The 22,467-nt window shown below is 47.3% G+C and carries 23 protein-coding genes; 22 read left to right on the top strand and 1 reads right to left on the bottom strand.

The genetic code is table 11. The annotated features are described in order from the left end of the window. Window positions 1–81 precede the first annotated feature (81 nt). From L6H65_RS10400 to L6H65_RS10360, 9 genes are all read left to right on the top strand, one after another. Entirely contained in the window at window positions 82–1,122 is a 1,041-nt protein-coding gene (locus L6H65_RS10400) for a hypothetical protein (RefSeq protein ID WP_236341254.1), read from the top strand. Then, on the top strand, window positions 1,109–3,286 hold the full coding sequence (locus L6H65_RS10395; protein ID WP_236341253.1) for a molybdopterin oxidoreductase family protein: 2,178 nt from the start codon (window positions 1,109–1,111) through the stop codon (window positions 3,284–3,286). The genes L6H65_RS10400 and L6H65_RS10395 overlap by 14 nt, the downstream gene beginning before the upstream one ends. Beyond that, the gene (locus tag L6H65_RS10390) at window positions 3,283–3,846 is read left to right on the top strand and encodes a 4Fe-4S dicluster domain-containing protein (RefSeq protein ID WP_236341251.1); all 564 of its coding nucleotides are present in this window, start codon (window positions 3,283–3,285) and stop codon (window positions 3,844–3,846) included. The genes L6H65_RS10395 and L6H65_RS10390 overlap by 4 nt, the downstream gene beginning before the upstream one ends. A gap of 38 nt (window positions 3,847–3,884) precedes the next feature. Beyond that, the gene (locus L6H65_RS10385) at window positions 3,885–4,412 is read left to right on the top strand and encodes a QcrA and Rieske domain-containing protein (RefSeq protein WP_236341249.1); all 528 of its coding nucleotides are present in this window, start codon (window positions 3,885–3,887) and stop codon (window positions 4,410–4,412) included. Next, window positions 4,402–4,590, top strand: coding sequence for a hypothetical protein (locus L6H65_RS10380; protein ID WP_236341247.1), 189 nt, complete (start codon window positions 4,402–4,404; stop codon window positions 4,588–4,590). Before L6H65_RS10385 ends, L6H65_RS10380 begins: the two co-directional genes overlap by 11 nt. After that, window positions 4,590–6,122, top strand: a complete 1,533-nt coding sequence (locus L6H65_RS10375; RefSeq protein WP_236341313.1) for an MFS transporter — start codon at window positions 4,590–4,592, stop codon at window positions 6,120–6,122. The genes L6H65_RS10380 and L6H65_RS10375 overlap by 1 nt, the downstream gene beginning before the upstream one ends. Continuing rightward, the gene (locus tag L6H65_RS10370) at window positions 6,115–6,447 is read left to right on the top strand and encodes a hypothetical protein (protein ID WP_236341245.1); all 333 of its coding nucleotides are present in this window, start codon (window positions 6,115–6,117) and stop codon (window positions 6,445–6,447) included. The genes L6H65_RS10375 and L6H65_RS10370 overlap by 8 nt, the downstream gene beginning before the upstream one ends. Window positions 6,448–6,450: 3 nt before the next feature. Then, on the top strand, window positions 6,451–6,747 hold the full coding sequence (locus L6H65_RS10365; protein WP_236341243.1) for a hypothetical protein: 297 nt from the start codon (window positions 6,451–6,453) through the stop codon (window positions 6,745–6,747). Window positions 6,748–6,946: 199 nt separating this feature from the next. After that, window positions 6,947–8,128, top strand: a complete 1,182-nt coding sequence (locus tag L6H65_RS10360) for a hypothetical protein (protein ID WP_236341241.1) — start codon at window positions 6,947–6,949, stop codon at window positions 8,126–8,128. Between the two features lie 18 nt (window positions 8,129–8,146). Here the strand turns inward: L6H65_RS10360 and L6H65_RS10355 are convergent, their stop codons facing one another. After that, window positions 8,147–9,130 (bottom strand): multicopper oxidase domain-containing protein, encoded by a 984-nt coding sequence (locus L6H65_RS10355; RefSeq protein WP_236341231.1) that lies wholly within the window; start codon window positions 9,128–9,130, stop codon window positions 8,147–8,149. A 255-nt stretch (window positions 9,131–9,385) separates the two neighbouring features. Between L6H65_RS10355 and L6H65_RS10350 the strand changes: the two genes are divergently transcribed. The 13 genes from L6H65_RS10350 (at window position 9,386) to L6H65_RS10290 (ending at window position 22,459) form a co-directional block, all read left to right on the top strand. After that, window positions 9,386–10,483: a TIGR04053 family radical SAM/SPASM domain-containing protein gene (locus L6H65_RS10350; RefSeq protein ID WP_236341223.1), complete on the top strand. Its 1,098-nt coding sequence runs from the start codon at window positions 9,386–9,388 to the stop codon at window positions 10,481–10,483. A 33-nt stretch (window positions 10,484–10,516) separates the two neighbouring features. Beyond that, window positions 10,517–12,781, top strand: a complete 2,265-nt coding sequence (locus L6H65_RS10345) for a nitric-oxide reductase large subunit (RefSeq protein ID WP_236341221.1) — start codon at window positions 10,517–10,519, stop codon at window positions 12,779–12,781. Between the two features lie 72 nt (window positions 12,782–12,853). Next, window positions 12,854–14,113: a hypothetical protein gene (locus L6H65_RS10340; protein WP_236341219.1), complete on the top strand. Its 1,260-nt coding sequence runs from the start codon at window positions 12,854–12,856 to the stop codon at window positions 14,111–14,113. A gap of 74 nt (window positions 14,114–14,187) precedes the next feature. Further along, window positions 14,188–15,615, top strand: a complete 1,428-nt coding sequence (gene hemG, locus L6H65_RS10335) for a protoporphyrinogen oxidase (RefSeq protein WP_236341217.1) — start codon at window positions 14,188–14,190, stop codon at window positions 15,613–15,615. A gap of 153 nt (window positions 15,616–15,768) precedes the next feature. Continuing rightward, entirely contained in the window at window positions 15,769–16,017 is a 249-nt protein-coding gene (locus L6H65_RS10330; RefSeq protein ID WP_236341205.1) for a hypothetical protein, read from the top strand. A 41-nt stretch (window positions 16,018–16,058) separates the two neighbouring features. Further along, window positions 16,059–16,298, top strand: coding sequence for a hypothetical protein (locus L6H65_RS10325; protein ID WP_236341203.1), 240 nt, complete (start codon window positions 16,059–16,061; stop codon window positions 16,296–16,298). A gap of 93 nt (window positions 16,299–16,391) precedes the next feature. After that, window positions 16,392–16,844: a hypothetical protein gene (locus L6H65_RS10320; RefSeq protein WP_236341201.1), complete on the top strand. Its 453-nt coding sequence runs from the start codon at window positions 16,392–16,394 to the stop codon at window positions 16,842–16,844. Window positions 16,845–17,556: 712 nt separating this feature from the next. Further along, entirely contained in the window at window positions 17,557–17,886 is a 330-nt protein-coding gene (locus tag L6H65_RS10315) for a hypothetical protein (protein WP_236341199.1), read from the top strand. A 95-nt stretch (window positions 17,887–17,981) separates the two neighbouring features. After that, the gene (locus L6H65_RS10310) at window positions 17,982–18,584 is read left to right on the top strand and encodes a pentapeptide repeat-containing protein (RefSeq protein ID WP_236341198.1); all 603 of its coding nucleotides are present in this window, start codon (window positions 17,982–17,984) and stop codon (window positions 18,582–18,584) included. Between the two features lie 486 nt (window positions 18,585–19,070). Then, complete coding sequence (locus tag L6H65_RS10305; RefSeq protein WP_236341195.1) at window positions 19,071–19,625, top strand: RNA polymerase sigma factor; 555 nt, start codon at window positions 19,071–19,073, stop codon at window positions 19,623–19,625. Beyond that, a complete protein-coding gene (locus L6H65_RS10300) occupies window positions 19,618–20,376 on the top strand; it encodes a hypothetical protein (protein WP_236341193.1) in 759 nt (252 codons plus the stop codon). The genes L6H65_RS10305 and L6H65_RS10300 overlap by 8 nt, the downstream gene beginning before the upstream one ends. Before the next feature lie 10 nt (window positions 20,377–20,386). Beyond that, window positions 20,387–21,253 (top strand): ABC transporter ATP-binding protein, encoded by an 867-nt coding sequence (locus L6H65_RS10295; RefSeq protein ID WP_236341311.1) that lies wholly within the window; start codon window positions 20,387–20,389, stop codon window positions 21,251–21,253. A gap of 6 nt (window positions 21,254–21,259) precedes the next feature. Further along, a complete protein-coding gene (locus tag L6H65_RS10290) occupies window positions 21,260–22,459 on the top strand; it encodes a hypothetical protein (protein WP_236341191.1) in 1,200 nt (399 codons plus the stop codon). Window positions 22,460–22,467: the final 8 nt, after the last annotated feature.

The following is a 22,467-nucleotide window of genomic DNA, read 5'->3' as shown; positions in this document are numbered from 1 at the left end:
GTGATCGAAATCACTGCCGCGCTCCGTAACATATGTTTCAATTGAGGACAGAAGAAATAAGAGAGAGGGAGTAAACAGTATATGGATCGAGCCTTCGCATCGAAATTCGCCAAGATGATGTTCCTTACAATTAGTGGTCTGTTCATCCTTATGTTCATCGGTTCCCGCTTCTTCACCCATATCGATATGGCGCTGTACGGGTACATGGTCGGCACGTTCGTATTCATTGCCGGTTTTTTCTACCGGTTTATCGCCTGGGCAGAGCGGCCGCCAGCCAAGCTGATACTGACTAAAGGGTTGAAGCTGCTGCTGCGCAGATCAACACCCCAAACGACGGCAGAGCATCTGGTTACTTATCAGTTTATATGGCATCGGGGCTGGTATCGCTGGACACAGCACGTATTGCTCGGGTGGGGCTGCATACTTTCGGCGCTTGTAACTTTTCCGCTCGTATTTGGCTGGATGTATTTTACGATGGACGAGAATGGCTATTATACGGTCGTTGGCTTCGGACTCGATCTGATGAAGATCCAGGCAGACGGCATCCTCGCCTTCCTCTTCTTCAATGCGCTTAATATTACAGCCTTCATGGTTATTGGAGGCGTCTGCATGGCGCTCTATCGTCGGCTCAAGGATATGCAGGCGCGTGCGGAGCAATCGTTCGTGTATGATTTTCTGCCGCTGTATCTGTTGTTGTTCATCAGTCTTACGGGGCTGCTGCTAACCTTCAACAATATTTTCCTGCATGGCTTCGGACATCCGGTAGTTACGGTCATCCACCAATGGTCTGTCATTATTACGCTCATTTATTTGCCCTTCGGCAAGCTGGCGCATATCCCGTTCCGCCCGATGAGTGTGCTCGCACGCAATTATCGCGAGCATTACGGCGAGCAGGCAATGAAAGCGTGCAAGGTGTGCGGAACCGGCTTCGTGTCCGAGGAGCAGTCGAAGGACGTCATTGCTGTATTGAAGCAGAACGATATTGAATTTCAAATGAAGGAGGGCTTTCATCTCGCAGAGCTCTGCCTTCCATGTCGGCGCAAATATCGCATGTCGAGGTTCGCAGGTGTGGCTACGCATCAGGTGAAGGTCAAGGAGGCCAATCAGAATGCTAAAGGATGAATTCTTCCGGACAATTGCGAACAAGCAGCATCCAAACGAAGCATTAGTGCCGACACATTGCTCGTACTGCGGCATGCAATGCGGCATGAATCTTCGCGTTGACAAATCGACGAACAAAATTATCGGTGTGGAGCCGCGCTATGACTGGCCGGTAACACTGGGCAAGATGTGCCCGAAAGGCGTAACCGCCTACCAACAGACCAACCACGACGACAGGCTGCTGCGTCCGCTAATCCGGGATAATCCGCAGCTCAAGGGCACGAAGGATGGATTCCGCGAGGCGAGCTGGGAGGAAGCCTATGAGCTGATCGTTCGCAAGTTTCAGGGTCTGCAATCCCAGTACGGCAAGGACTCGCTATCTGTGTTCAGCGGAGTGTCCATGACGAATGAGAAATGTTATTTGACCGGGAAATTCGCCCGTGTCGCATTGCAGACGAGATATATCGACTACAACGGCCGATTCTGTATGTCAAGCGCGGCCGCAGGGTTCATGCGAACGTTCGGCGTTGATCGCGGCTCCACTTTGCCGTGGACCGATCTGCATCAGACGGACTGTCTGTTTATCGCAGGCAGCAATACGGCGGAATGCCATCCGACCTCCATGTTCCGCGTCTGGGAGGTGCAGAATCGCGGCGGCTATCTGATCGTCGCCGATCCGCGCGAGACACCGCTGGCCAGAAGGGCGGATATTCATCTTGATTTGCGTCCCGGCACTGATCTGGCGCTAGCGAATTGCATGGTCAATCTGCTGATACAGAACGGATACGCGGACAAAGAGTTTGTCAGTGCGCATACGAACGGCTTCGACGAGATGGCGGAGGTTGTGAAAGCCTTTACACCGGAATATACGAGTGAAATAACGGGTGTAGCTGTGGAGAAGCTGATCCGCGCCGCCGAAATTTATGGCAAGGCTCCTGAAGCGATTGTTATGTTCGCAAGAGGCATCGAGCAGCAGCAGAAGGGGACTGACAATGTGTCCGGCTATACGAATATGTGTCTTGTAACGGGCAAGATTGGCCGGCCCAAATCAGGCGTTGCGACATTCACCGGACAAGGCAACGGTCAAGGAGGACGGGAGCATGGGCAGAAGGCGGATGCGCTGCCCGGTTACCGCAAGATCACGAATCCGAAGCATGTCGAGGAAGTATGCAAGGTGTGGGGCATCAAGCCGGAGGAGATGCCGCAGCCTGGCGTCTCAGCCTATGAGATGTTCGAGCTGATGTTGAATAAGACGATTCGCGGCATGTATCTGCTCTGCTCCAACCCGGCGGTATCAGCCCCGAATCAGCATACGGTTCGGGCCGCGCTGAAGGAGCTGGATTTCATGGTCTGCTCCGATCTTTACCTGTCGGAATCTTGCGAATTTGCGGATGTTGTGCTGCCGACTACTTCATGGTCGGAGGATGAGGGCACGGTCACTAATCTGGAGGGCCGGATCATCAAGATCAACAAGGCGCAGGAGCCGCTTGGCGAATCAAAGCCTGACTGGCAGATTCATGTTGAGCTGGCCGAACGGCTGGGGCGTGGACAATATTTCAGCCATTTGAAGACTGCCCGCGAGGTTGCAGACGAATTCCGGCTCGCTTCCAAGGGAGGATATGCAGATTACTATGGCGCAACTTGGGATAAGATCGACAAGCAGGACGGTGTGTTCTGGCCGTGCAAGAGCGAGGAGGACCCGGGAACGCCTTACATGTTCCTCGACAAGAAGTTTTATCATGGGGATGGCAAAGCGCTGCTGTGCGCACTTCCATATCGGCCGCCTGCAGAGGAGCCATGCGGCGAATACCCGCTTCGACTGACGACAGGGCGCGTCGTATACCATTATCTATCCGGCAATCAGACGCGGAGAATTCCGTTTCTGAATGATATGTGCCCGGAGCCCTATGTGGAGGTCCATCCAGAAACAGCGGAGCAGTACGGCATTGAGCATGAAGAGGTTGTGAGACTGTACACCCGCCGCGGCGAGGTATTCTACAAGGTGAAGCTTACTCAGGCGATTCGTCCGGATACTGTGTTCGTACCCTATCACTTCGGTCATGACTTGTCGATCAATCTGCTCACGATCGCGGCGCTCGACCCGATATCCCGTATGCCGGAGTTCAAAGTCTGTGCTGCGCAAATCGATAAGGCAACTGAGAAATCAAGCAGGAGGAGCCAATGAAACAATACTTGTATATCGAGATGGACAACTGTATCGGCTGCCGCAGCTGTCTTGCTGCTTGTACACAATGCGGAGGCCATGATCAGCGCAACAGGAACTATGTCTATGACGTGAATCCGCTCGTCGATCGCCAGACGATTCCGCTCATGTGTCTGCACTGCGTCAATCCGGCCTGTGCGCGGAGTTGTCCGGCCCAAGCGATCCAGATCACTGCAGAGGGCGCTGTTCTCTCGGCGCTGGTGGAGAAGTGCATCGGCTGCCAGAACTGTACGATTGCCTGTCCGTATGGAATACCAAAGTTTGATGAAGCGCAAAATCTGATGTACAAATGCGATCTGTGTTATGACCGGACCAAGGAAGGCATTCCGCCGATGTGCGCATCGGTTTGTCCGACCAATACATTGCAGTGGGTCACGGAAGATGAGCTCAGCATGAAGAAGGAGCAGCACCGGCTGGGGAAATGGATGTCCAGCCGCGAGCCGTTCGATCCTCTGGAAGGCGAGACGAACGTCAAGATCAGCTTGCCGGGTATTCTGCAGGGCAAGCAAAAGCTTTTCTAGCAGAATCGTCGAACAATTATAGACAGGGGTGATTCTCAGTGGATCAAGGACAGAAGGGCAACATACCTTTTGACGAGGATAATTATACGCATAATATACACAAGGACAACGAGCGGAGTCTTGACCGTCGCAGCTTTATGAAGCTGATGGTTGGGGCTGCGGGGGTGTTCGCCGTCTCGACGCTGCCATGGGGAGCGATAGCGGCCAAGGAGCTTGCGGGCTTCAGCAATAAGAAATATACCGCGGCGAAAATAACCGATGTCAGCGATTTGAAGGTTGGAGAGGCGATGGAGTTCGCGTATCCCGGCAAGCATGACTCGGCTTTGCTGATCCGTCTTGGCGAAGATGAGTTCAAGGCTTATCAGAATGCATGCACGCATTTGAAATGCCCGGTGTTCTGGAGCAAGGAGCAGGGCGAGATGGTATGCCCATGCCATCACGGGGTATTCGACCCCAAGACGGGCGCTCCTACCGCTGGTCCGCCTAGAAGGCCGCTTCCCGAAATCATTCTGGAGCGGGAGCAGGGCGTTATCCTCGCAACGGGAGTGAAACGATATGAAACGTAGCTATCGAGGCGTCCTGCTGCTCAGCTTCGTGCTGTTTCTGAACATTGTCTGCACACAGCAAACTGTGAATGCTTACTATTATGAGAAATACGAGACGGTTCTCCTGTTCTGCGTGTTGAATCTGATCTTGTTTCCACTGGCTTTCTGGATTTACAAGCGGGAGCGTGATGTCAAATGATGGTGCGAAAAATACAGCTGCCGCTGCAAACCGTCAGCCTGGTGCTCGGCTTCATGGTATGGGTCATTTTGTCTTCGCTTATGCCCTTTATTAAAGATGATATTGCACTTAGCTCATCCCAACTGGCTTGGGCGACTGCGATCCCGATTCTCGTCGGCTCCATCGCACGGATTCCTGTCGGCTACTGGACGAATCGGTACGGTGCCCGCAAGCTGTTCATGATCAGCTTTGTGCTGCTGCTCGCTCCTGTGTACTGGATTAGCCAGGCGGATTCGTTCGCGGATCTGATAATTGGCGGCGCTTTTCTCGGGATCGGCGGCGCAGTCTTCTCGGTAGGTGTTACCTCGTTGCCAAAGTATTATCCGAAGGAGCGTCACGGCTTCGTAAACGGCATCTATGGCATTGGCAATCTGGGAACGGCCATTTCGGCATTCGGCGCTCCAGTCGTTGCTAGTGCTTGGGGATGGTCCAATACGGTGCTGCTTTACAGCGTCATACTGATCGCTCTTGCTGCATTGAATTTCTTGCTTGGGGATCGTGAAGAAGTGTCCGTCAGAACACCGCTGCTGGAACAGATTAAAGCGGTATCACGATCGGAGAAGCTGTGGTTTATTTGTCTGTTCTATTTTCTTACCTTCGGCTCATTCGTTGCATTCACCGTATATTTGCCTAATTTTCTCGTCAGTCACTTTCATCTGGAAAAGGTGGATGCTGGCATGCGTACAGCGGGCTTCATCGTACTCGCTACTGCGATGAGGCCAATCGGAGGCTGGCTGGGCGACAAGTTCAATCCTTTCAAAATATTAATGTTCGTATTCGGAGGTTTGACGGTATCGGCTATCCTGCTTTCGTTCGCGCCAAGCCTGCAATTGTACACCGTCGGCTGTCTGACAGTAGCCTTGTGCGCCGGCACAGGGAATGGAACGATCTTCAAGCTTGTTCCGATGTACTTCAGCAAACAAGCTGGTATCGCCAATGGGATGATCTCCGCGATGGGCGGTCTCGGCGGCTTCTTCCCGCCGCTGATTCTGACGATGCTGTTCAGCATGACGGGTCATTATGCAATCGGCTTTATGGCGTTGTCGCAGATTGCGCTGGCGAGTCTCATTATCGTCATATGGATGTTCTATCAGGAGAGACTGGCGCTGGCTGCCAATATTGTGGAGAACACGGTCGAAGGGATTATGATCACGGACAAGAACGGTATCATTCATTCCGTGAATGCGTCCTTCACACGGCTGACGGGCTATACTTCCGGTGAAGCGATTGGCAAGACGCCAAGCATACTGAAGTCGGGCAAGCAGGACAAAGCGTTCTATGATGCGATGTGGGAGAGTCTGCACAGTCAGGGCTTCTGGCAGGGAGCAATATGGAACCGTAAAAAAACCGGCGAAATTTATTTGGAATGGCTGACAATTAGCGCTGTTAAGAGCGATTCCGGCGATGTTGTGTACTATTCAGGGATGTTCAGTGATATTACAACACAGCAGCAATTTCATCATCCGAAGAGGGAGAAGGAAGCCTATGCTTAATGAGTTTATTGTCGATTTATGCTTTATTCGGCCGCAGACGGAGCAATCGCCACCTTTTCCAACAATAGAGTCAGAGCTGGATCTGCTGTTCTCAACCTCCGCCGCATCCGCTGTTCCTTGTTACGTGGATCGGAAGAGGGAGGAGGGACTGGATATCGCCGTTGCTCAGATCAGCGGATTATCCACATGGAGCTCAGAGCAGGATGTTATCACGTATATGGAAGCAGGCATGGAGAGGAATAGTCTGGAATGGCTGAGCGGTTATCGCATTCAGGTGGTTCCCAAGGAAAATGCAGGCAGCTGCTGTATGAAGAAGGGGGGATGAAGGATGAATTGGGAGAGTCGTCTGGCAGCCTATTGCGGCAAAATGATGGAGGTCATCATTGAGGATTATGCAGGCAGCGATCCTCTGGCTCCGACATCGAGCCGTCAGCTGCATCATGTCAGATTGGTGGATGAGCGCACCCACCTGCAGTTCTATTTCACCGAGGTGCAGTTTCTGGCCATTCCCGTGTTCGAAGATGACAGGACGCGGTTGGAGGAGTCGGAAGCGGGTGCGGTCTTCATCTCGAATGATGACAACGCCAAGCTTATTTATAAGATGCGCTTCTCATCCAGAGAATGAACGAGCGACGAGGCTGTCCCCGACCTGGCAATTGCCGGCGGGGCGGCCTCGTCGTTGATTAAGACAAGCGTAGCCGAACTGCTCGTCGTGCACAAGCTGCTTATAGAATGCTTTTTTATATAAAAATAGTAAGGAAATCCCTAACTAATGTTATATTGGTTAGGGTTATTTATTTTATGATATAAGGCAGGGAATGATCATGCTCAATATTTTACGTGTGAATGGATTTTATGATCAGGGAATTTTCTTTCTAGGCGGCTATGAGGAGAAGAACATCTATCGTTTAGATATTGACAACATCGAGAATTTAGAAGCAGGGAAAGGGATTGTTATAAAGCTGCTCATTCACAACACCATATCTAATACGATTGAAACGTATGAGATTCCCTACCTGGCAGAGAATTTCTGTGGTCTGCTTTGGAAGGGCAGGTTTTATTATGCTCGGTTCTCGCATGAGAAGACGCTTCTGCATATTCATAGCCTGGGATTCAGTCATGCTCGCTCATCACAAATTACGGTTCCACTAGCCGATGTTGTTGGAAATGCAACCGTATATCGAACAGAAATGAGAGGTATCGATGATCGTTATTGCCTATTTGGCTGCTCGACTTCGAAAACGTATAAGACAACGCATTTGCTGCTTATTGATTTTGAAGAAAAGACATATTGCAGCATTGCACCTGATTTTGGAATCGACTCCTTTTGTGGAATCGAAACTATTATGACGATAGGAGATGCGCAGCCCGCTCCAAACAGAGAAGAAATCGTTCTCATAACAGGCGGATGTATCTGGACAAAAAAATACGAGATTTGGGAAAACAGGAGGAATGGGCGTAACCTAGAGGTGGATTTAATGGAACATGTTGTCATCTTCGAGAGGGACAGCTTTTTCCGCAGATTGAAATCAGGACTGCCCCTTGAAGTGACGGACAAGCAAATGATGGAGAGATGTTCGTTGCATAAGTCTATTATTTCGTATGGCGGCAATGAAACGAAAATAAACTACACGATGGTGGACTTTGAAGAAAACAGAACGACAAGCATAGAATATGACATCCATTCGGGTAAGCAAACGCGATTCGAATATGAATCTATATTAAGAAGTCCTGTATACATGGATGGAAAACTCTATTCCATCGAAACACTTGATCATGAAAGATATGCTCTGTTGGATTTGCAAACGAATCAATTTGTGGTGATTTTGTCTTCAGACGAGAAAATACTTGTGGTCGATAAACATATCATGCTCTCTTATAAATGGTTGGCAACAAATCAGCAGTTGGTATATATATATGATTTGGGCGAGGAACCGGTAGAGCAAAAGTTTCTGGGCATTGGCTACTCTCATTATGATGGCAAGCAAGTAACGATATTTAGTTGATACGTTAGCTTGTATCAATCAATGACCCATAGCAGCTTCTCCGTTGTCCAGCCCGTCCGCTGTTACGCGCAGAATCGCGACAGCACCCTTGGAGGCATGATCGAACTGATGGGTGACGATCGGATAGTCGCCTTCTTCGGTTACGGTGAACTCTACGATCGCGCCACCGCTGGCCGGCAGCAGAACGGTTTGCATGCCATACAACACATTGCGCGGATTGCCGTCGATATAGACGCGATCCATAATCGTACCAACGATATGGAAGGACGAGACTTCATTGGGACCTACATTATTGACGTACAAACGCACGGTATCGCCAACCTTGGCCAGTAGAGGCTGCTCGCTTAAAGTGAAATCATTTCCGTTGAATACGACATATTCCGGCTCTCCATTCATAAAGTCCTCGAAGTCCTTCTCCTTGTACCATTCACTCTGCACGATGGTGTACTCGCGGTCGATCTCCTTATCCGATGGATAGCCGTCCTTCGGCTCAACGATGATCACCCCATACATGCCATTCGCAATATGAGCAAGCACAGGCTTTGTCCCGCAATGATACATGAATACGCCAGGTGTGTTCGCGGGATAGCTGAATGTGCCTTGCTCGCCTGGCATAATATCGATGAACTTCTTGCTCGGCGCTGCATGTACGGCATGGAAATCCATGGAATGCGGAACTTCAGGGTCCATATTTCGCAATGTAAAATGGATCGTATCACCCTCCTTTACCCGAAGTATGGGGCCGGGGACGGTTCCGTTGAAGGTCCAAGCGTTGTAGAATACACCCTTCGATATTTCCACATCTGTTACTTGTGCGGTCATCTCGATATGTACAGCTTGGCCTTCTCTTGTGATGATGGGCTGAACGGGGGGCTGGTTGATTCGCTGCTCGGAATTGACTTTCTCGGTCTGTACCTGCTCAGTGACATTGCCTTCACAGGATGCCAGGAACAGGATAGAGACTGCTGCCAGTGTAATTGCGTATCTCGATAGCTTAAGCATGTTGATCACCCTTCTATTATGTGATTTATTTCACAAGAATGTGAGCGCTATTGGTGATTGCTTCGCGTTCTGTTATCAATGTACCGCAACGGTGGAATGAGAACTGTGACAGGCAGCACACTTTCCGAAGATTTGTAAAACTTTTGCTCTATTTTTTAGAGTATGCCAATGAGATGTGATCGTCCTCACAGTGCGCTGCTATGTTCTTCTTTAGGATGAGTGAGAGAAAATGCTGCTACTTACAGGAGGGACGCTATGCATTCGGCGATCAAGGATAGAGACTATGGGGTGAATCCATTTATTGTGATCTGGGAGGTGACGCGCGCTTGTGCTTTGAAATGCTTGCATTGCCGTGCTGAAGCGCAATACAAGCCAGATCCGCGGCAGCTCTCGTTCGAGGAGGGGAAGCGGCTGATTGACGATATCGCGATGATGGATAATCCGCTGTTTGTTTTTACGGGCGGTGATCCGTTGATGCGGCCTGATCTGTTTGAGCTTGCCCGCTATGCCATCGATGTGAAGAAGCTGTCCGTGTCGATGACGCCTAGCGCAACACCTAAGGTAACGCGCAAAGCGATTCAGCAGGCCAAGGACGTTGGCCTATCCCGCTGGGCTTTCAGTCTCGATGGATCGAGTGCGGAGATTCATGATCATTTTCGCGGGACGAAGGGGTCGTATGCGCTCACGATGAATGGCATTCAATATTTGCAGGAGCTGCAAATTCCGATCCAGGTTAATACGACCGTATCCAATTATAATCTTCACGATCTGGTGAAGATCTCGGAGAAGGTGAAGGAGATGGGGGCCGTGCTGTGGAGTGTCTTCTTTCTTGTCCCTACTGGCAGAGGGATGGAGAAGGATATGATTACTCCCCAGCAGCATGAGGATGTGATGAAGTGGTTATGTCAGGTGCAGCAGCGAATGCCCTATGGGGTCAAAGCAACAGAAGCGCCTCATTATCGGAGGGTGTTCGTACAGGAGAAGCTGCGGCAGGGCGAGCAGGGGACGGCCGAGGCAGGGATCAAACGAGCCGATCTGCTGGGAAGAGCGCATAAGGGCGTGAACGATGGAGACGGTTTTGTGTTCATCAGCCATACTGGCGATGTGTATCCGAGCGGATTTCTACCCGTTCGCTGCGGGAATGTGAGGGAGCAGCCGCTCACAGACATTTATCGTCATTCTCCAATTATGAAGGAGCTCCGCGACCGTTCTCTATTGAAGGGCAAATGCGGTGTTTGTGAATTCAAGGCGCTGTGCGGCGGCTCGCGTGCGCGTGCGTATGCTGTTACGCATGATTATCTGGAGAGCGATCCTTATTGCTCCTATGTACCGAAGAGGCTGTCCTCGATTTAGATCAAATAATCTCATTCAGGTGGTGACGTAAAGATGCTTTATAAGAAGCTATGGATTGTATTGACGCTCGTATTTGTTGGTTCGTTTGCTGTTCTGCTGTATTACGGTGGTGAAATTTATCAGGAGAAGCCTCCGATACCTGAGCGCATTGTCACACAATCCGGCGAGGTTATATACACACGAGAGGATATTGAGGATGGTCAAAATATTTGGCAGCGCATGGGGGGACAGGAGGTCGGCAGCATATGGGGACACGGCTCCTATGTAGCGCCTGACTGGACGGCTGATTGGCTGCATCGCGAGCTTGTCTGGATTCTGAATTCATGGTCGAACACGAAGTACAGCATGGATTATGATCGTCTTTCTGTAGAGAAGCAGGCGGAATTGAAGGCACTTCTTAAAGTGGAAATACGGAGCAATACGTACGATAAGCAGACGGAGGAAATTGTAGTCTCTGAAACGAGAGCGGAAGCTATACAGGCGCTTAGCGATTATTACAGTAAAGTGTTCGGTGATGATCCCGCTATGGCCGTGTATCGCGAGCAGATTGCTCTGCCTGCGAATACGATTGCAAGCATGGCGGATCGGGAGAAGCTGTCGGCATTTTTCTTCTGGGCATCATGGTCAACGTCAACTAATCGCGAGGGGGCATCGATTACTTATACGAACAACTGGCCCGGGGAGCCGCTTATTGATAATGTGCCGACCAGCTCATCGCTTATATGGTCGATTGTCAGTGTCATTCTGCTAATAGGTGGTGTAGGTGCTCTGGCGTGGTATTTTGCTGCCCAAAAAGGCAAGGAGGGACAGGAGGATGAGCACGCGGCCCCACTCCAAGATCCGCTGCTGGCGATAAAAGCGACCCCGTCGATGCGAGCGACGATGAAGTTTTTCTGGATCGTGACCGCGCTTATCGTCGTGCAGGTAGGACTGGGCGCTCTGACCGCGCATTATGCGGTAGAAGGCAACAGCTTCTATGGCATTCCGCTGGCGGAGTGGTTTCCATACGCTGTTACACGGACATGGCATCAGCAGCTGGCTATTTTTTGGATAGCGACAGCCTGGCTTGCAACCGGATTATATATTGGGCCCGCTGTCTCTGGCCATGAACCTAAGCATCAGCGCTTGGGCGTCAATGTCCTGTTCACCTGTCTGCTGATCATTGTCGTTGGTTCCATGGTCGGGGAATGGGCGGCTGTCAAAGGCTACATCGGCAATTTGTCTCATAATTTTTACTTTGGCCATCAAGGCTTCGAATATGTGGATTTGGGCAGGGTATGGCAAATCTTCCTGACTGTCGGGCTATTCCTCTGGTTCTTCCTCATGGCAAGAGCGATCTGGCCAGCTCTGAAGAAGAAGGGCGAGAACAGACATCTCCTGACGCTATTCCTGATCGCATCGGTAGCGATTCCGGTCTTCTATATGCCAGGCTTAATGTGGGGACAGAATACGCATCTATCCATATCGACCTATTGGCGCTGGTGGGTTGTGCATCTCTGGGTGGAGGGCTTCTTCGAGGTTTTTGCAGCTGTCGTCATTGCGTTCCTATTCTCAAGAATGGGGTTGATTCGGGTAGCTACGGCGACCTCTTCCGTCCTGTTCTCCACGATTATCTTCTTATTCGGGGGGATTATCGGAACGTTTCATCATCTTTATTTTGCCGGAACGCCTGAAGGGGTATTGGCTTTTGGTGCTGTGTTCAGCGCGCTGGAGGTTGTTCCTTTGCTGCTGATCGGATTCGAGGCTTATGAGAATTTGAAGCATAAGAGAGCCAAGGCATGGGTCGAGCGTTATAAGTGGCCGATCTATTTCTTCGTCGCTGTTTCGTTCTGGAATCTGCTGGGTGCTGGTGTCTTCGGTTTCCTGATCAATCCGCCTATTGCGCTGTACTATATGCAGGGTCTCAATACGACGCCGCTTCATGCGCATACAGCTCTGTTCGGTGTATACGGGATGCTCGGAATCGGTCTGATGCTGTTCTGCCTGCGCGGGCTAACAGGTCAACGGACCTGGAAAACAAGGCTGCTGCGCTTCTCCTTCTGGTCCATGAACATTGGTCTGCTGCTGATGGGGGTAACGAGCCTGCTCCCAGTCGGTATTCTCCAAACCATCGCCAGCATGGAGCATGGGATGTGGTATGCGCGCTCGGCAGAATTTCTTCATGAGAATGTGATGCAGAATCTCGTCTGGTTCCGCGCTGTTGGCGATACGGTATTCGCCTTGGGGATTGTGGGGCTGGCATGGTTTATTGTCGGGCTGAAGACGGGCAAATCGTATTTGACTCAGGAAAAAAGGTGATGTCCGTTCGCGGCTGTCTGATGCAGCAGCGGGAATTGGCGGCGAAGTGTTCATTGCAGAAGGAGGCGCATCATGCGAACGATCTGGATTAGGCTTTCCTTGTTCTGTTTGTTGATTACTGCGGCGACGGGCGTTCTGATGCGGAGTTTTGCTTTTATTTCGCTGCCACAGCTTGATTATGGGCATCTGCTGCATGCCCATTCGCATACAGCTTTATTGGGATGGGGATATTCGGCGCTGTTTCTGCTGATCGCTGCGCTGTTCTTCCATAATGACGTTCGCGAAAGCTTGCAGTTGAGAATATTGTTCTGGTCCACACAGGCTGCAATTGCAGGCATGTTCATTTCTTTCACGGTGCAGGGCTATGGCCTCTTTTCCATTGCATGCTCGACCATTCATATTTTGCTGTCCTATTGGTTTGGCATATTTGTTTGGCGGCAGCTGAAGCGGGACGGTAACAGTAATGCAGGAGCCTCACTCTCCAGCAAATTTTTGAAGGGCAGCTTGCTATGCTTGTTCCTGTCTTCTCTAGGGCCGTGGATGCTGGCTATTCTTAGCGCTAACCAGCTTAAAGGGAGTGCTTGGTACGATGTGGCGATATATTTCTATCTGCACTTTCAATATAATGGCTGGTTTATGCTGGGGCTCATCGCCGTTCTCTTCCGGCTGCTGGAGCAGAAGGGCATTCGTTTCCCGATCAAGCTGGCCAATGTGCAATTTGCACTCTATGCAGCGTCCTTGCTGCCTTCTTTCTTATTATCTGTCCTATGGTTGGAGCTGAATCCCTTCTGGCATGCAGCTGCTGCAAGCGGCGCAGTGCTGCAATGGGTGGCCGTCATGATACTCATCCTAATCGTCATTCGGACAAGAGCTTCAATGGCAACGCTATTCAGAGGATGGTCGGGAATATTTGCTGTTCTCGCCTTCTTAGCGCTATTCATGAAAGCAACGATGGAAATCGGGTCAGCTATACCCGGGTTGTCTGAGCTTATCTATGCATCACGAAGTATTGTTATTGGTTATTTGCACCTGACCTTGCTTGGATTTGTAAGCTTTCTATGCTTGGCGCTGTTTCTTCAGCAAGGGTGGCTGGAGGATCGCAGCAGGGGTGCGCGGATCGGCTATATGTGTTTCCTGACCGGTTTTTGTGTGAATGAGCTGGTTTTGTTCGTCAATGGCTTGCTGGAATGGACCAGCAGCGGGAGGTTCAGTTATGGGGACCAGCTGCTGTTGATTGCAAGCGGCGCTATGACTGTAGGTATTCTTCTGTTCACAGTCAGGATTCGGGGAAAGGCTGGGAATCATCCGGGGGAGATGCAGAGCAATAAATGAACAATTGAAGCGTGTCGAATGAGGGAAGAGTTTGGCAGAAGTGAATCGGACAAGAAGGGATGGCGCCTGGGCATATGGACAAATCCATCAAGAAAATCGTTATCATCGGAGGCGGCATTACCGGCCTCAGCGCTGCGTATTACACCATGAAACAGTTCGAAGAGCGCCGAATACCCGTTGAAATTACGCTGGTCGAGAAGGAAGGGCAGTTGGGAGGACGTATCAACACCCTGCATCATGATGGCTATACAATCGAGAAAGGACCTGATTCCTTTCTCGCGAGAAAGCTGCCGATAATTAACCTGACTAAAGAGCTCGGTCTGGAGGAAGAGCTGACAGCAACGAATCCACAGGCAAGATCAAATTTTATACTGCATAAGGGCAAGCTCCATCCGATGCCGCTGGGTCTTGTCCTTGGCATTCCGACGAAGTTGACCCCTTTCATGAAGACAGGGCTGATCTCGCCCCTCGGCAAGCTTCGCGCGGCGATGGATCTGCTGCTGCCCGCAAGGAAAGGAATGGATGATGAAGCATTAGGAAGCTTCATTAAGCGGAGGCTGGGACGAGAGGTGCTGGAAAATATAACCGAGCCGCTGCTCGCAGGGATCTATGCTGGTGAAACGCAAAATTTGAGTCTGCAAGCGACATTTCCTCAATTCAAGCAGATGGAAGAGACACATCGCAGTTTAATAGTAGGCATGCTGGCCGGCAGAAAGCTGCCGCAGCAATTGAGCGGGCTGCCTGAAATCGCGCGGCAAAGCATGTTCCTTACTTATAAGGGCGGCCTCATCACATTAGTGAATCGACTGAAGGATGCGATGAGTTCGATTCGAATCCTTGCTGGGCAGGGTGTTGTGGAAATGAAGAAATACGATGAGGGCGGGTATGAGCTTGTTTTGGACAAAGGACTGCCTCTGCAAGCGGACGGAGTCATTATGGCGCTGCCTAGCTACGAGGCTGCCAAGCTGCTGCCGGGACTTCCCGCATCATCGTGGCTGGAGCAAGTGCCTTATATCTCTGTTGCCAATATTGCGCTGGCTTACAAGCGAGAGGACGTTCATTTTCCTTTGAATGGCTCTGGATTCGTTGTCCCGCGTCAAGAAGGGAGGATGATTACTGCTTGCACATGGTCATCCTCCAAGTGGCTTCATGCCGCGCCATCCGATGGCATCCTGCTGCGAACTTATGTAGGGCGTTCGGGTGCACAGTATTGGCTGCAGCTAAGCGATAGTGAGCTGATTGCCGGTGTTCGCAAGGATCTTAGGGACATGATGGGGATTACGTCCGATCCGCATTTCTACGAAGTTACTCGTTGTGTAAGGTCGATGCCGCAGTACGGTATCAGCCATCTGGTACGGATACGGGAAGCCAGAGAGCAATTGAAATACACGAGCCCCGGTGTGTTCCTATGTGGAGCTGGATATGAAGGTGTGGGCTTGCCCGATTGCATTCAGCAAGGGAGGGGAGCAGCGGAAGAGGTTGTGGCTTTTTTAAGCGATTGAAGCTAATGCATAATGTCGTAAAGTGGTTGAATTCGGCTTACAGTATGGGGGCGCTGTTCAACCGCGTTCAGTATCGACTGGTGACAGCAAACACCTCTAATTTCCCCGTCCTTTGGCAAGCTGGTTCACAATCTGGTCACGAAGATCATCGCGATGATCCCGCATGATCGGATAAACACGGACCCTGTCGTGCAGAAGCTGAGAGCGAAGTTACTTCAACCCAATCTCCCCTATCCGGATCGAATTATTGCGGAGGCCAAGCTGGAGGTGATACTCAATGCCCGGGAAGCGATCGCGAGAGCGCAGACCACGTATGGCGCATATAAGGAAATTGGAAATGAGGCGCTCATGGAAGAGGTGCATATCCAAGCCGAGAAAGCAGGCAATGGCTGCGGGATTTAGGGGTCGAACTTGATGGCACAATAAAATCAGTAGCAGTAGTGATGAGTGATGAAGAGTGGTATGAACTAGGTGTACAATATTTACATATAAGAATAATGTTTATTGATAAATATAAAGACGGGGGCGTCATAAAAGAAACATATGAACCCGGTGTTAAAAGTGGACTGTTTATTCAACAAATATCAGAAGTTGCGAAACAAGGACCGGGAGTTTATGACATAGAATTACCGAGTAATGTTGGAGGGACATCATTCCTGAAAACAGGAGAAAAGGTTCAGTAGATAGAGCAATTATTGTTGTTAGAGAGGACAACAGTTTAACAAGTGCATATTCATACAATAGTAGCCATCCTACAAAGCCAGAAAGGTGATAATATGAACAAATATCCGATAGGAGTTACACCAGAGGCAAGAATTAATCTTATCGAAAAATTTGATTTATCAGATGCACATTACATTGATTGGGAAATTATAGTTGCGGATCCTTCTAGACTTCAAGAATTTATTCATGGTTATAGATCGAATAATTGGAGTGTAGATGAAAAGTACGCTCTTATGGTTATTATTGTGGCTTCATATGAAGAAGCACTTAAAAAAAATAGGGAAGAAGAAACTATTTGGAATGAGATTCGAAGTATCCTAATAACCGATATGGAAATTCATGTAGAGACTATAATTACTTGGTCATTAAAAGGAGAGGAGTATACTCAGGAAGAGATTGAGAATGGTGATGGCTTTCTCATAAAAAAGCGTATGATAGAAGTTTACGGTTTTTGTAACATTCAAGCTCTTGTAGATAAAGATCGCTGGAACTCATTTGATACCTAGTCATGAAATAAATCTTGGTAGTTATCTAGTGCAGAATGAACCTACCACAATGCGAGCTTCACCGCAGTGTTGTGGTTTCTTTATTTTCGCCGCATTAAACTAAACAATACAAACATGCAAGAGGCGGTTATTCAAAAATACCCCACCCAGTGCCGAATGAACTCATCATTCAATCAATAGCATAGTTAACCCAAGTAATGCGTCATGAGAAGACTCGTGAACATCATCTATAGCATGATGAAGCACAAGACAGAATATCGGGCGGCAACTCTAACAGAACGTTTAGCAAGCTGATATAATGGTGGTAATTGGTAAAACAGTTGCCACCTTTCCTTTTAAAGAATTTAAGATTACAACTTAGGGGACGGGTGAAGTTCCTCCAAGAGTTCCATACTCTAAAGAGGTTGAAATTGCTGAAAGCGCTGAAGGATTTTAGGTTATTAACCCCAAAAAAGGTAAACCATACCAAACGGCCGAGAAATGGGCCAACAAACAAATTTATGAAAATACAAAGGAAAGAATACTAAACCTTCAAAAGGTCGATCATACTAGACCGACAAAAAACGGGAGTGTCGAGATACCTACACTTGATGAAATTGTATGCAGATACACCAGAGTGAAGAGAAGCTGTACAGAAAGTTATTAAAAAACTTAAAGAAGAATTCCCGGATTACACTTTTACTGCTGAGTTTGGAAAAGGAGGAAGTTGACTGTGGCTGTTTCAGCAATAATTCTCGAACCACAAAACGAATTTGAACAACATTTTAGTATTCCAGTTGCTACACAAAATTTCTTTGAAAGATTCTGGATACCTGCAATTGAGTCAATAAATACAGAGTGGATTGCGGGTATTAGGTATGGAATAGATGTCACAAAAGAAGATGCTGTTTTTTTGATACATGAACTTAGTTTACTTAAAGACTGGGTACGAATAAACTTACAGGGTGATGTGCAGGAAAAAATACTATCAAGAATTGATCTTTTTGAAACTACGCTTCCTACTGCTTTTCAACGAGGAGATGCTGTGGTTTTTATTGGGTGAATAGAGTAATCAATTGATTTCATGGCTATCAGCAATTGATGAAGCAGGAGTGTCAAATAGAATAGTATGGTACCCATAAGGAGGGAAATCGAAAGATGATACAAAATATTATTATCAAGTTAGAATTGCATAAAAAATGGGTTGAGACAAGTGGTAAAGAAGGTGAAAAATTAAGGGTGCAAGAAGTGGATTTTAGAAATTTTGATCTGTCTGATAGATTTTTAGAACAAGCAAATATAATAAATTGTGTTTTTGATAATCTTAATATTAAGAATATGGATTTACATGCATCGGTTTTATGTTCATCAACTTTTGAAAATGCTAATGTAGATACCTGTGACTTCTATAAATCAGATTTATCATATACTAATTTTTCTAAAGCAACTTTAAATAGCGTTAGGTTTGCTAGAAGTGACTGTTGGGAAACGATGTTTAAAAGTGCCGACTTGATAGATTGTAATTTGTCTGCTATTAGTTTCACATTAACTGACTTTAGCAATGCAAGATTAAATAATGTAGATATAAGTGAATCCAGGTTTGAGAATGTATCGTTTAATGGAGTAATACTAAAAAATATTAAAGGAATTGATGAAGCGAACTTTCAAAGCATTAATATTGGGACTCCAGAAAGTCCCGAAATTCTAGTAGGTAAAGAAGCTGCAAGGTGGTTACAAGATAACAGTTTGAATAATGAGTAGAAATTAAGGAATATACATAGATAAGCAAACTCTTACATCATTAGGGTATAGATCGGACCATACATGTTGAATGCCATAATGCGAGTGTTTTTGCGCATTGTGGCATTTTTTGCTTATGATGAAATCGAGGGTGGGGCTGTTTGGAGCTCACGTTGTATCAGCTGGCGGAGGTCTTGAGCAAGGCGATTCAGGGAGCTGTGCGGGCACAGCTGGAAGCCCAGCAGGGAATTCGGCTAACAGTATGGGGGCGCTGTTTAACCGCGTTCAGTATCAACAGGTGACAGCAAACACCTCTATTCCTTGTTCCGGTAGTGGAAGATAGCAAGTAAATGTTCATCGTTGTACCTTGACTGGTTTCGTGCCGTACACAACTAACCCATGGTCAGAGCACCATGATTGATTTTCCCAACTCCAAAAACTATTTTCAAACTTATTACGGATATACTTATAGAGCAGCAATAATCACAGGTTGAGCAAGGGTGAGACATGGATAAAGAAAAGCAGTGGATCAGGAAAATAAAGAAAAACGCAAATAAAAGTGCAGCAAACGAGCTCGTTTCAAAATATTACAATGAAATGTATGTCTTTGTATTCAAACAAACGCTTGACGAACAGCTGTCGCTTGATTTAACGCAGGAAATTTTCATCACTGTTCTAAAGTCAATCGCGAATTATGACGAAGGAAAGGCATCCTTCCGAACCTGGCTTTATAAGTTGGCGACCAATCGGCTCGTTGATTATTACAGATCGAGGAGTTACAAGGATGCGCGAAGGGTTGAATCCATCGAAGAGTACGAGTTTGAAGATCATCACGATTTGACTGTGTCGCTTGAGTACAAAGAGGAGTTCGAGAAAGTGACTTCGCTTGTGAATCAACTAGATGCAGTCTCCCAGCATATCATGCGACTGAAACTGTTCGGAGAGTATACATTTCAAGAAATTGCAATGATCGAAACGATTCCGGAGTCGACGGTAAAGACGAAATATTATGCAGCTTTGAAACGGATACGAGAAGAAGTAAGGGAGGATTCCTATGAATAAAGAAATATTCCGTATTCCCATGCCGGATAAACAGACGATACATATACAAACACAGCAAATTGTTGTTGCTGCTTCGAAACAGAAGGTTTCCTTCATCTCTTATTTGAAATCCATGCATCAACAAATCGGGATCAAACATTTATTCTCAGACCGGTCGGAGCTTATTTTCGCATGGATCACGGCGATCATCTTGTCAGGTTTATTCCTTGTCAAACCGGAACCATCGCAAGCAAATGTGCATGATATGTACGGCTTTATTTTTCTGATTTCGCCAGTTTTGTTTCTCACTCTTTCGCTATACACGTATTCTAACAAAATCATAAGCGGCACTTTCGAAGTGGAGATGACCTGCAAATATAATGTGTATCAAATCATTGCCTTTCGCATGCTTATATTCAGTGTCATAGCCATTATGTTCAATACGATGACATTAGTGTTTATGTCCATGATCTATGAAGACGTTCACTTTGCGAGAGCGTTTATGATTTCCAGTACAGGTCTGTTTGCCTTTTCCATCCTCATTTTATTCGCCGTGATGAAACGACGCTCGACCGTTGCGGCAGCTGCAACCATCATCGGGTGGACGCTTGGCAATCTGCTTCTTATATACATGGACAACCCTATATATCGCGATATTCTCGTCAATTTGCCACTATTCGTGTACGCACTAGTATTCGTCGGAACCTTATATGGCTACTTGAAATCTTTAAATCGATTTATTCATTTTCAATACGCGGAGGGAGATTACTGATTTGATCGTCGTGAAAAATGTGAGCAAGTATTATGGAAACTTTTGTGCTTTAAACAATATTACTTTGGAGCTTCATAACGGGGTCTATGGATTGCTCGCTCCCAACGGGGCAGGCAAAACAACGTTGATCAAGATGCTGGCGACCTTAATAACGCCCAGTCAGGGGGAGATTGTTTATGACGGTAAAAACATCATCCACATGGATGATGAATTCCGGGCATTGCTTGGCTACTTGCCACAGCAGTTTGGTTATTACAACAACTATTCACCCAAACAATATTTGCTGTACTTGGCTGCGTTAAAAGGAATGGGCCGAAAAGATTCCATTCGTATCATTAAGGAATTATTGGAAAAGGTAGCATTAAGCGAAGTGGGAAATAAAAAAATGAAGAAGTTTTCCGGGGGAATGATTCAACGTGTCGGGATCGCCCAAGCTCTGTTAAATAACCCGAAAGTACTTATTCTGGATGAACCTACAGCAGGATTGGATCCCAAGGAGCGTGCAAGATTCAGGAACTTGCTTTCCGAACTGGCCAGAGATAGACTGGTCATCGTTTCCACACATATCGTATCAGACGTTGAATCCATCGCAAACGAAGTCATAATGATTAAACATCAGGAAGTTTTATACAAAGACTCGGTCGAAAATATTTGCAATACGTTGGCAGGGCATGTTTATGAGACGACCATCGATTACGGACATTTAGATGCGTTTCGAAACCGATATACCGTCCTTTTGGAAAAACAGGAATCGGGCGAAATGAATATCCGTTTTATTCATAAGGGGGCAGCGGCGGAAGGGTGGTTATCTGTAACTCCTAGCTTGGAGGATGTATTTCTTTATGAATATCGCGATGAAATCCGAATGGAAGTGTGAACCCTAGTGGATATTATTTATTACGAATGTAAAAAGGCATTCACATCGCCGATTCTAATTGCACTCCTTCTATTGTTTGCGTCCTATAATATACTCTTGATAGTCAGTACCTCTGATCGTAGAGAGGAATTGAAAGTCGCGAACCAGTTGGCTGGAAAGTATGGCGTTGGGATTACCGATGATTCCATGAATCAGTTCAGAGAAGATTTACAACATGATCTTGTCAAATTGAACGAAATTACGCGAACGGATTACAGTGAAGCGGAATTGGATTTTTTCACTGAATTGCAGCTCAAAGAAAAGTACTACGAAATGGCGAATGACATTGACAACCGCTATGATCAAATCGATTGGGAACAGATTGGTGAATCACAAATCAATATGTATCGATTTAGCGGTAGTGCAGCAGATACAATGAAAAATGAATATATAAAATTATCGCTGCGGTTTGAAGAAATGAAAGATAATGACGAACATAAAATGTGGTTTTTCGCAGGAGATCCATACAAGATGCATAGCTTTTTATTTAGAACCATCTTTGGACATGTGATTTTTGAAAGTTTAATCATTATTGCTTTAGCGGCAGCGTTGATTACGAATTATGAGTTTGAGAACAGGACGCATCTTGTTGCCTATACGACGACAAGAGGCCGTCGATTGATGAGAGACAAGCTAGCTGCTTCATTACTCACTGCAACGACAGTTAGCGTATTTATTCTCATCCTTACACTCGGCACTTATTTCGCAGTTTTCGATTATTCCCATTTATGGGGAAGCTCGATCAGCAGCGCGTTGAATTGGGAATATAAATTGCCGTATGTGTCTTGGTGGAATATATCATTCTCGGCTTTCTTGATATGGAGTATTTTGCTCGTTTACGCCAGTATGATGCTCTTTACAGCGATCATTTTCAGCATTTCTATTTTCGTGAAAAACAATTATTTTACCTTCTTTATTTTTGCGGTATTTTTCGCTGTTGCTTTGCTGTTGCCAGGTTTTATACCTGCTTCTACGAATTTGATTTTCATTGCCGGATATAATTTATCTCAGCTTGTGATGAACCCGCATATGTTTTTGATGGGGAACAGCAGCGGTGCGATGATGTTTAAAAATTATGAATGGATCACGATATGTGCCTGGACGATTATTGTCGTTGCACTTAGTTATATATCTTTGAGGAGATTTAGAAAACAAGATATTCATTAAAGGAGAAC

The organism is Paenibacillus plantiphilus, assembly GCF_927798095.1.
Classification (GTDB): Bacteria; Bacillota; Bacilli; order Paenibacillales; family Paenibacillaceae; genus Paenibacillus_Z; species Paenibacillus_Z plantiphilus.
The sequence above is the reverse complement of the archived record's forward strand: the minus strand, read 5'-3'. Positions and strand labels throughout refer to the sequence as shown.

What these genes read in the sequence shown, in the direction of transcription:
- L6H65_RS10400 (WP_236341254.1), top strand. Translation starts at nt 82, where the DNA reads ATGGATCGAGCCTTCGCATCGAAATTCGCCAAGATGATGTTCCTTACA.
- L6H65_RS10395 (WP_236341253.1), top strand. Translation starts at nt 1,109, where the DNA reads ATGCTAAAGGATGAATTCTTCCGGACAATTGCGAACAAGCAGCATCCA.
- L6H65_RS10360 (WP_236341241.1), top strand. Translation starts at nt 6,947, where the DNA reads ATGCTCAATATTTTACGTGTGAATGGATTTTATGATCAGGGAATTTTC.
- L6H65_RS10350 (WP_236341223.1), top strand. Translation starts at nt 9,386, where the DNA reads ATGCATTCGGCGATCAAGGATAGAGACTATGGGGTGAATCCATTTATT.
- L6H65_RS10310 (WP_236341198.1), top strand. Translation starts at nt 17,982, where the DNA reads ATGATACAAAATATTATTATCAAGTTAGAATTGCATAAAAAATGGGTT.
- L6H65_RS10340 (WP_236341219.1), top strand. Translation starts at nt 12,854, where the DNA reads ATGCGAACGATCTGGATTAGGCTTTCCTTGTTCTGTTTGTTGATTACT.
- L6H65_RS10380 (WP_236341247.1), top strand. Translation starts at nt 4,402, where the DNA reads ATGAAACGTAGCTATCGAGGCGTCCTGCTGCTCAGCTTCGTGCTGTTT.
- L6H65_RS10390 (WP_236341251.1), top strand. Translation starts at nt 3,283, where the DNA reads ATGAAACAATACTTGTATATCGAGATGGACAACTGTATCGGCTGCCGC.
- L6H65_RS10345 (WP_236341221.1), top strand. Translation starts at nt 10,517, where the DNA reads ATGCTTTATAAGAAGCTATGGATTGTATTGACGCTCGTATTTGTTGGT.
- L6H65_RS10355 (WP_236341231.1), bottom strand. Translation starts at nt 9,130, where the DNA reads ATGCTTAAGCTATCGAGATACGCAATTACACTGGCAGCAGTCTCTATC.
- L6H65_RS10320 (WP_236341201.1), top strand. Translation starts at nt 16,392, where the DNA reads ATGAACAAATATCCGATAGGAGTTACACCAGAGGCAAGAATTAATCTT.
- L6H65_RS10330 (WP_236341205.1), top strand. Translation starts at nt 15,769, where the DNA reads ATGATCCCGCATGATCGGATAAACACGGACCCTGTCGTGCAGAAGCTG.
- L6H65_RS10305 (WP_236341195.1), top strand. Translation starts at nt 19,071, where the DNA reads ATGGATAAAGAAAAGCAGTGGATCAGGAAAATAAAGAAAAACGCAAAT.
- L6H65_RS10375 (WP_236341313.1), top strand. Translation starts at nt 4,590, where the DNA reads ATGGTGCGAAAAATACAGCTGCCGCTGCAAACCGTCAGCCTGGTGCTC.
- L6H65_RS10365 (WP_236341243.1), top strand. Translation starts at nt 6,451, where the DNA reads ATGAATTGGGAGAGTCGTCTGGCAGCCTATTGCGGCAAAATGATGGAG.
- L6H65_RS10325 (WP_236341203.1), top strand. Translation starts at nt 16,059, where the DNA reads ATGAGTGATGAAGAGTGGTATGAACTAGGTGTACAATATTTACATATA.
- hemG (WP_236341217.1), top strand. Translation starts at nt 14,188, where the DNA reads ATGGACAAATCCATCAAGAAAATCGTTATCATCGGAGGCGGCATTACC.
- L6H65_RS10300 (WP_236341193.1), top strand. Translation starts at nt 19,618, where the DNA reads ATGAATAAAGAAATATTCCGTATTCCCATGCCGGATAAACAGACGATA.
- L6H65_RS10370 (WP_236341245.1), top strand. Translation starts at nt 6,115, where the DNA reads ATGCTTAATGAGTTTATTGTCGATTTATGCTTTATTCGGCCGCAGACG.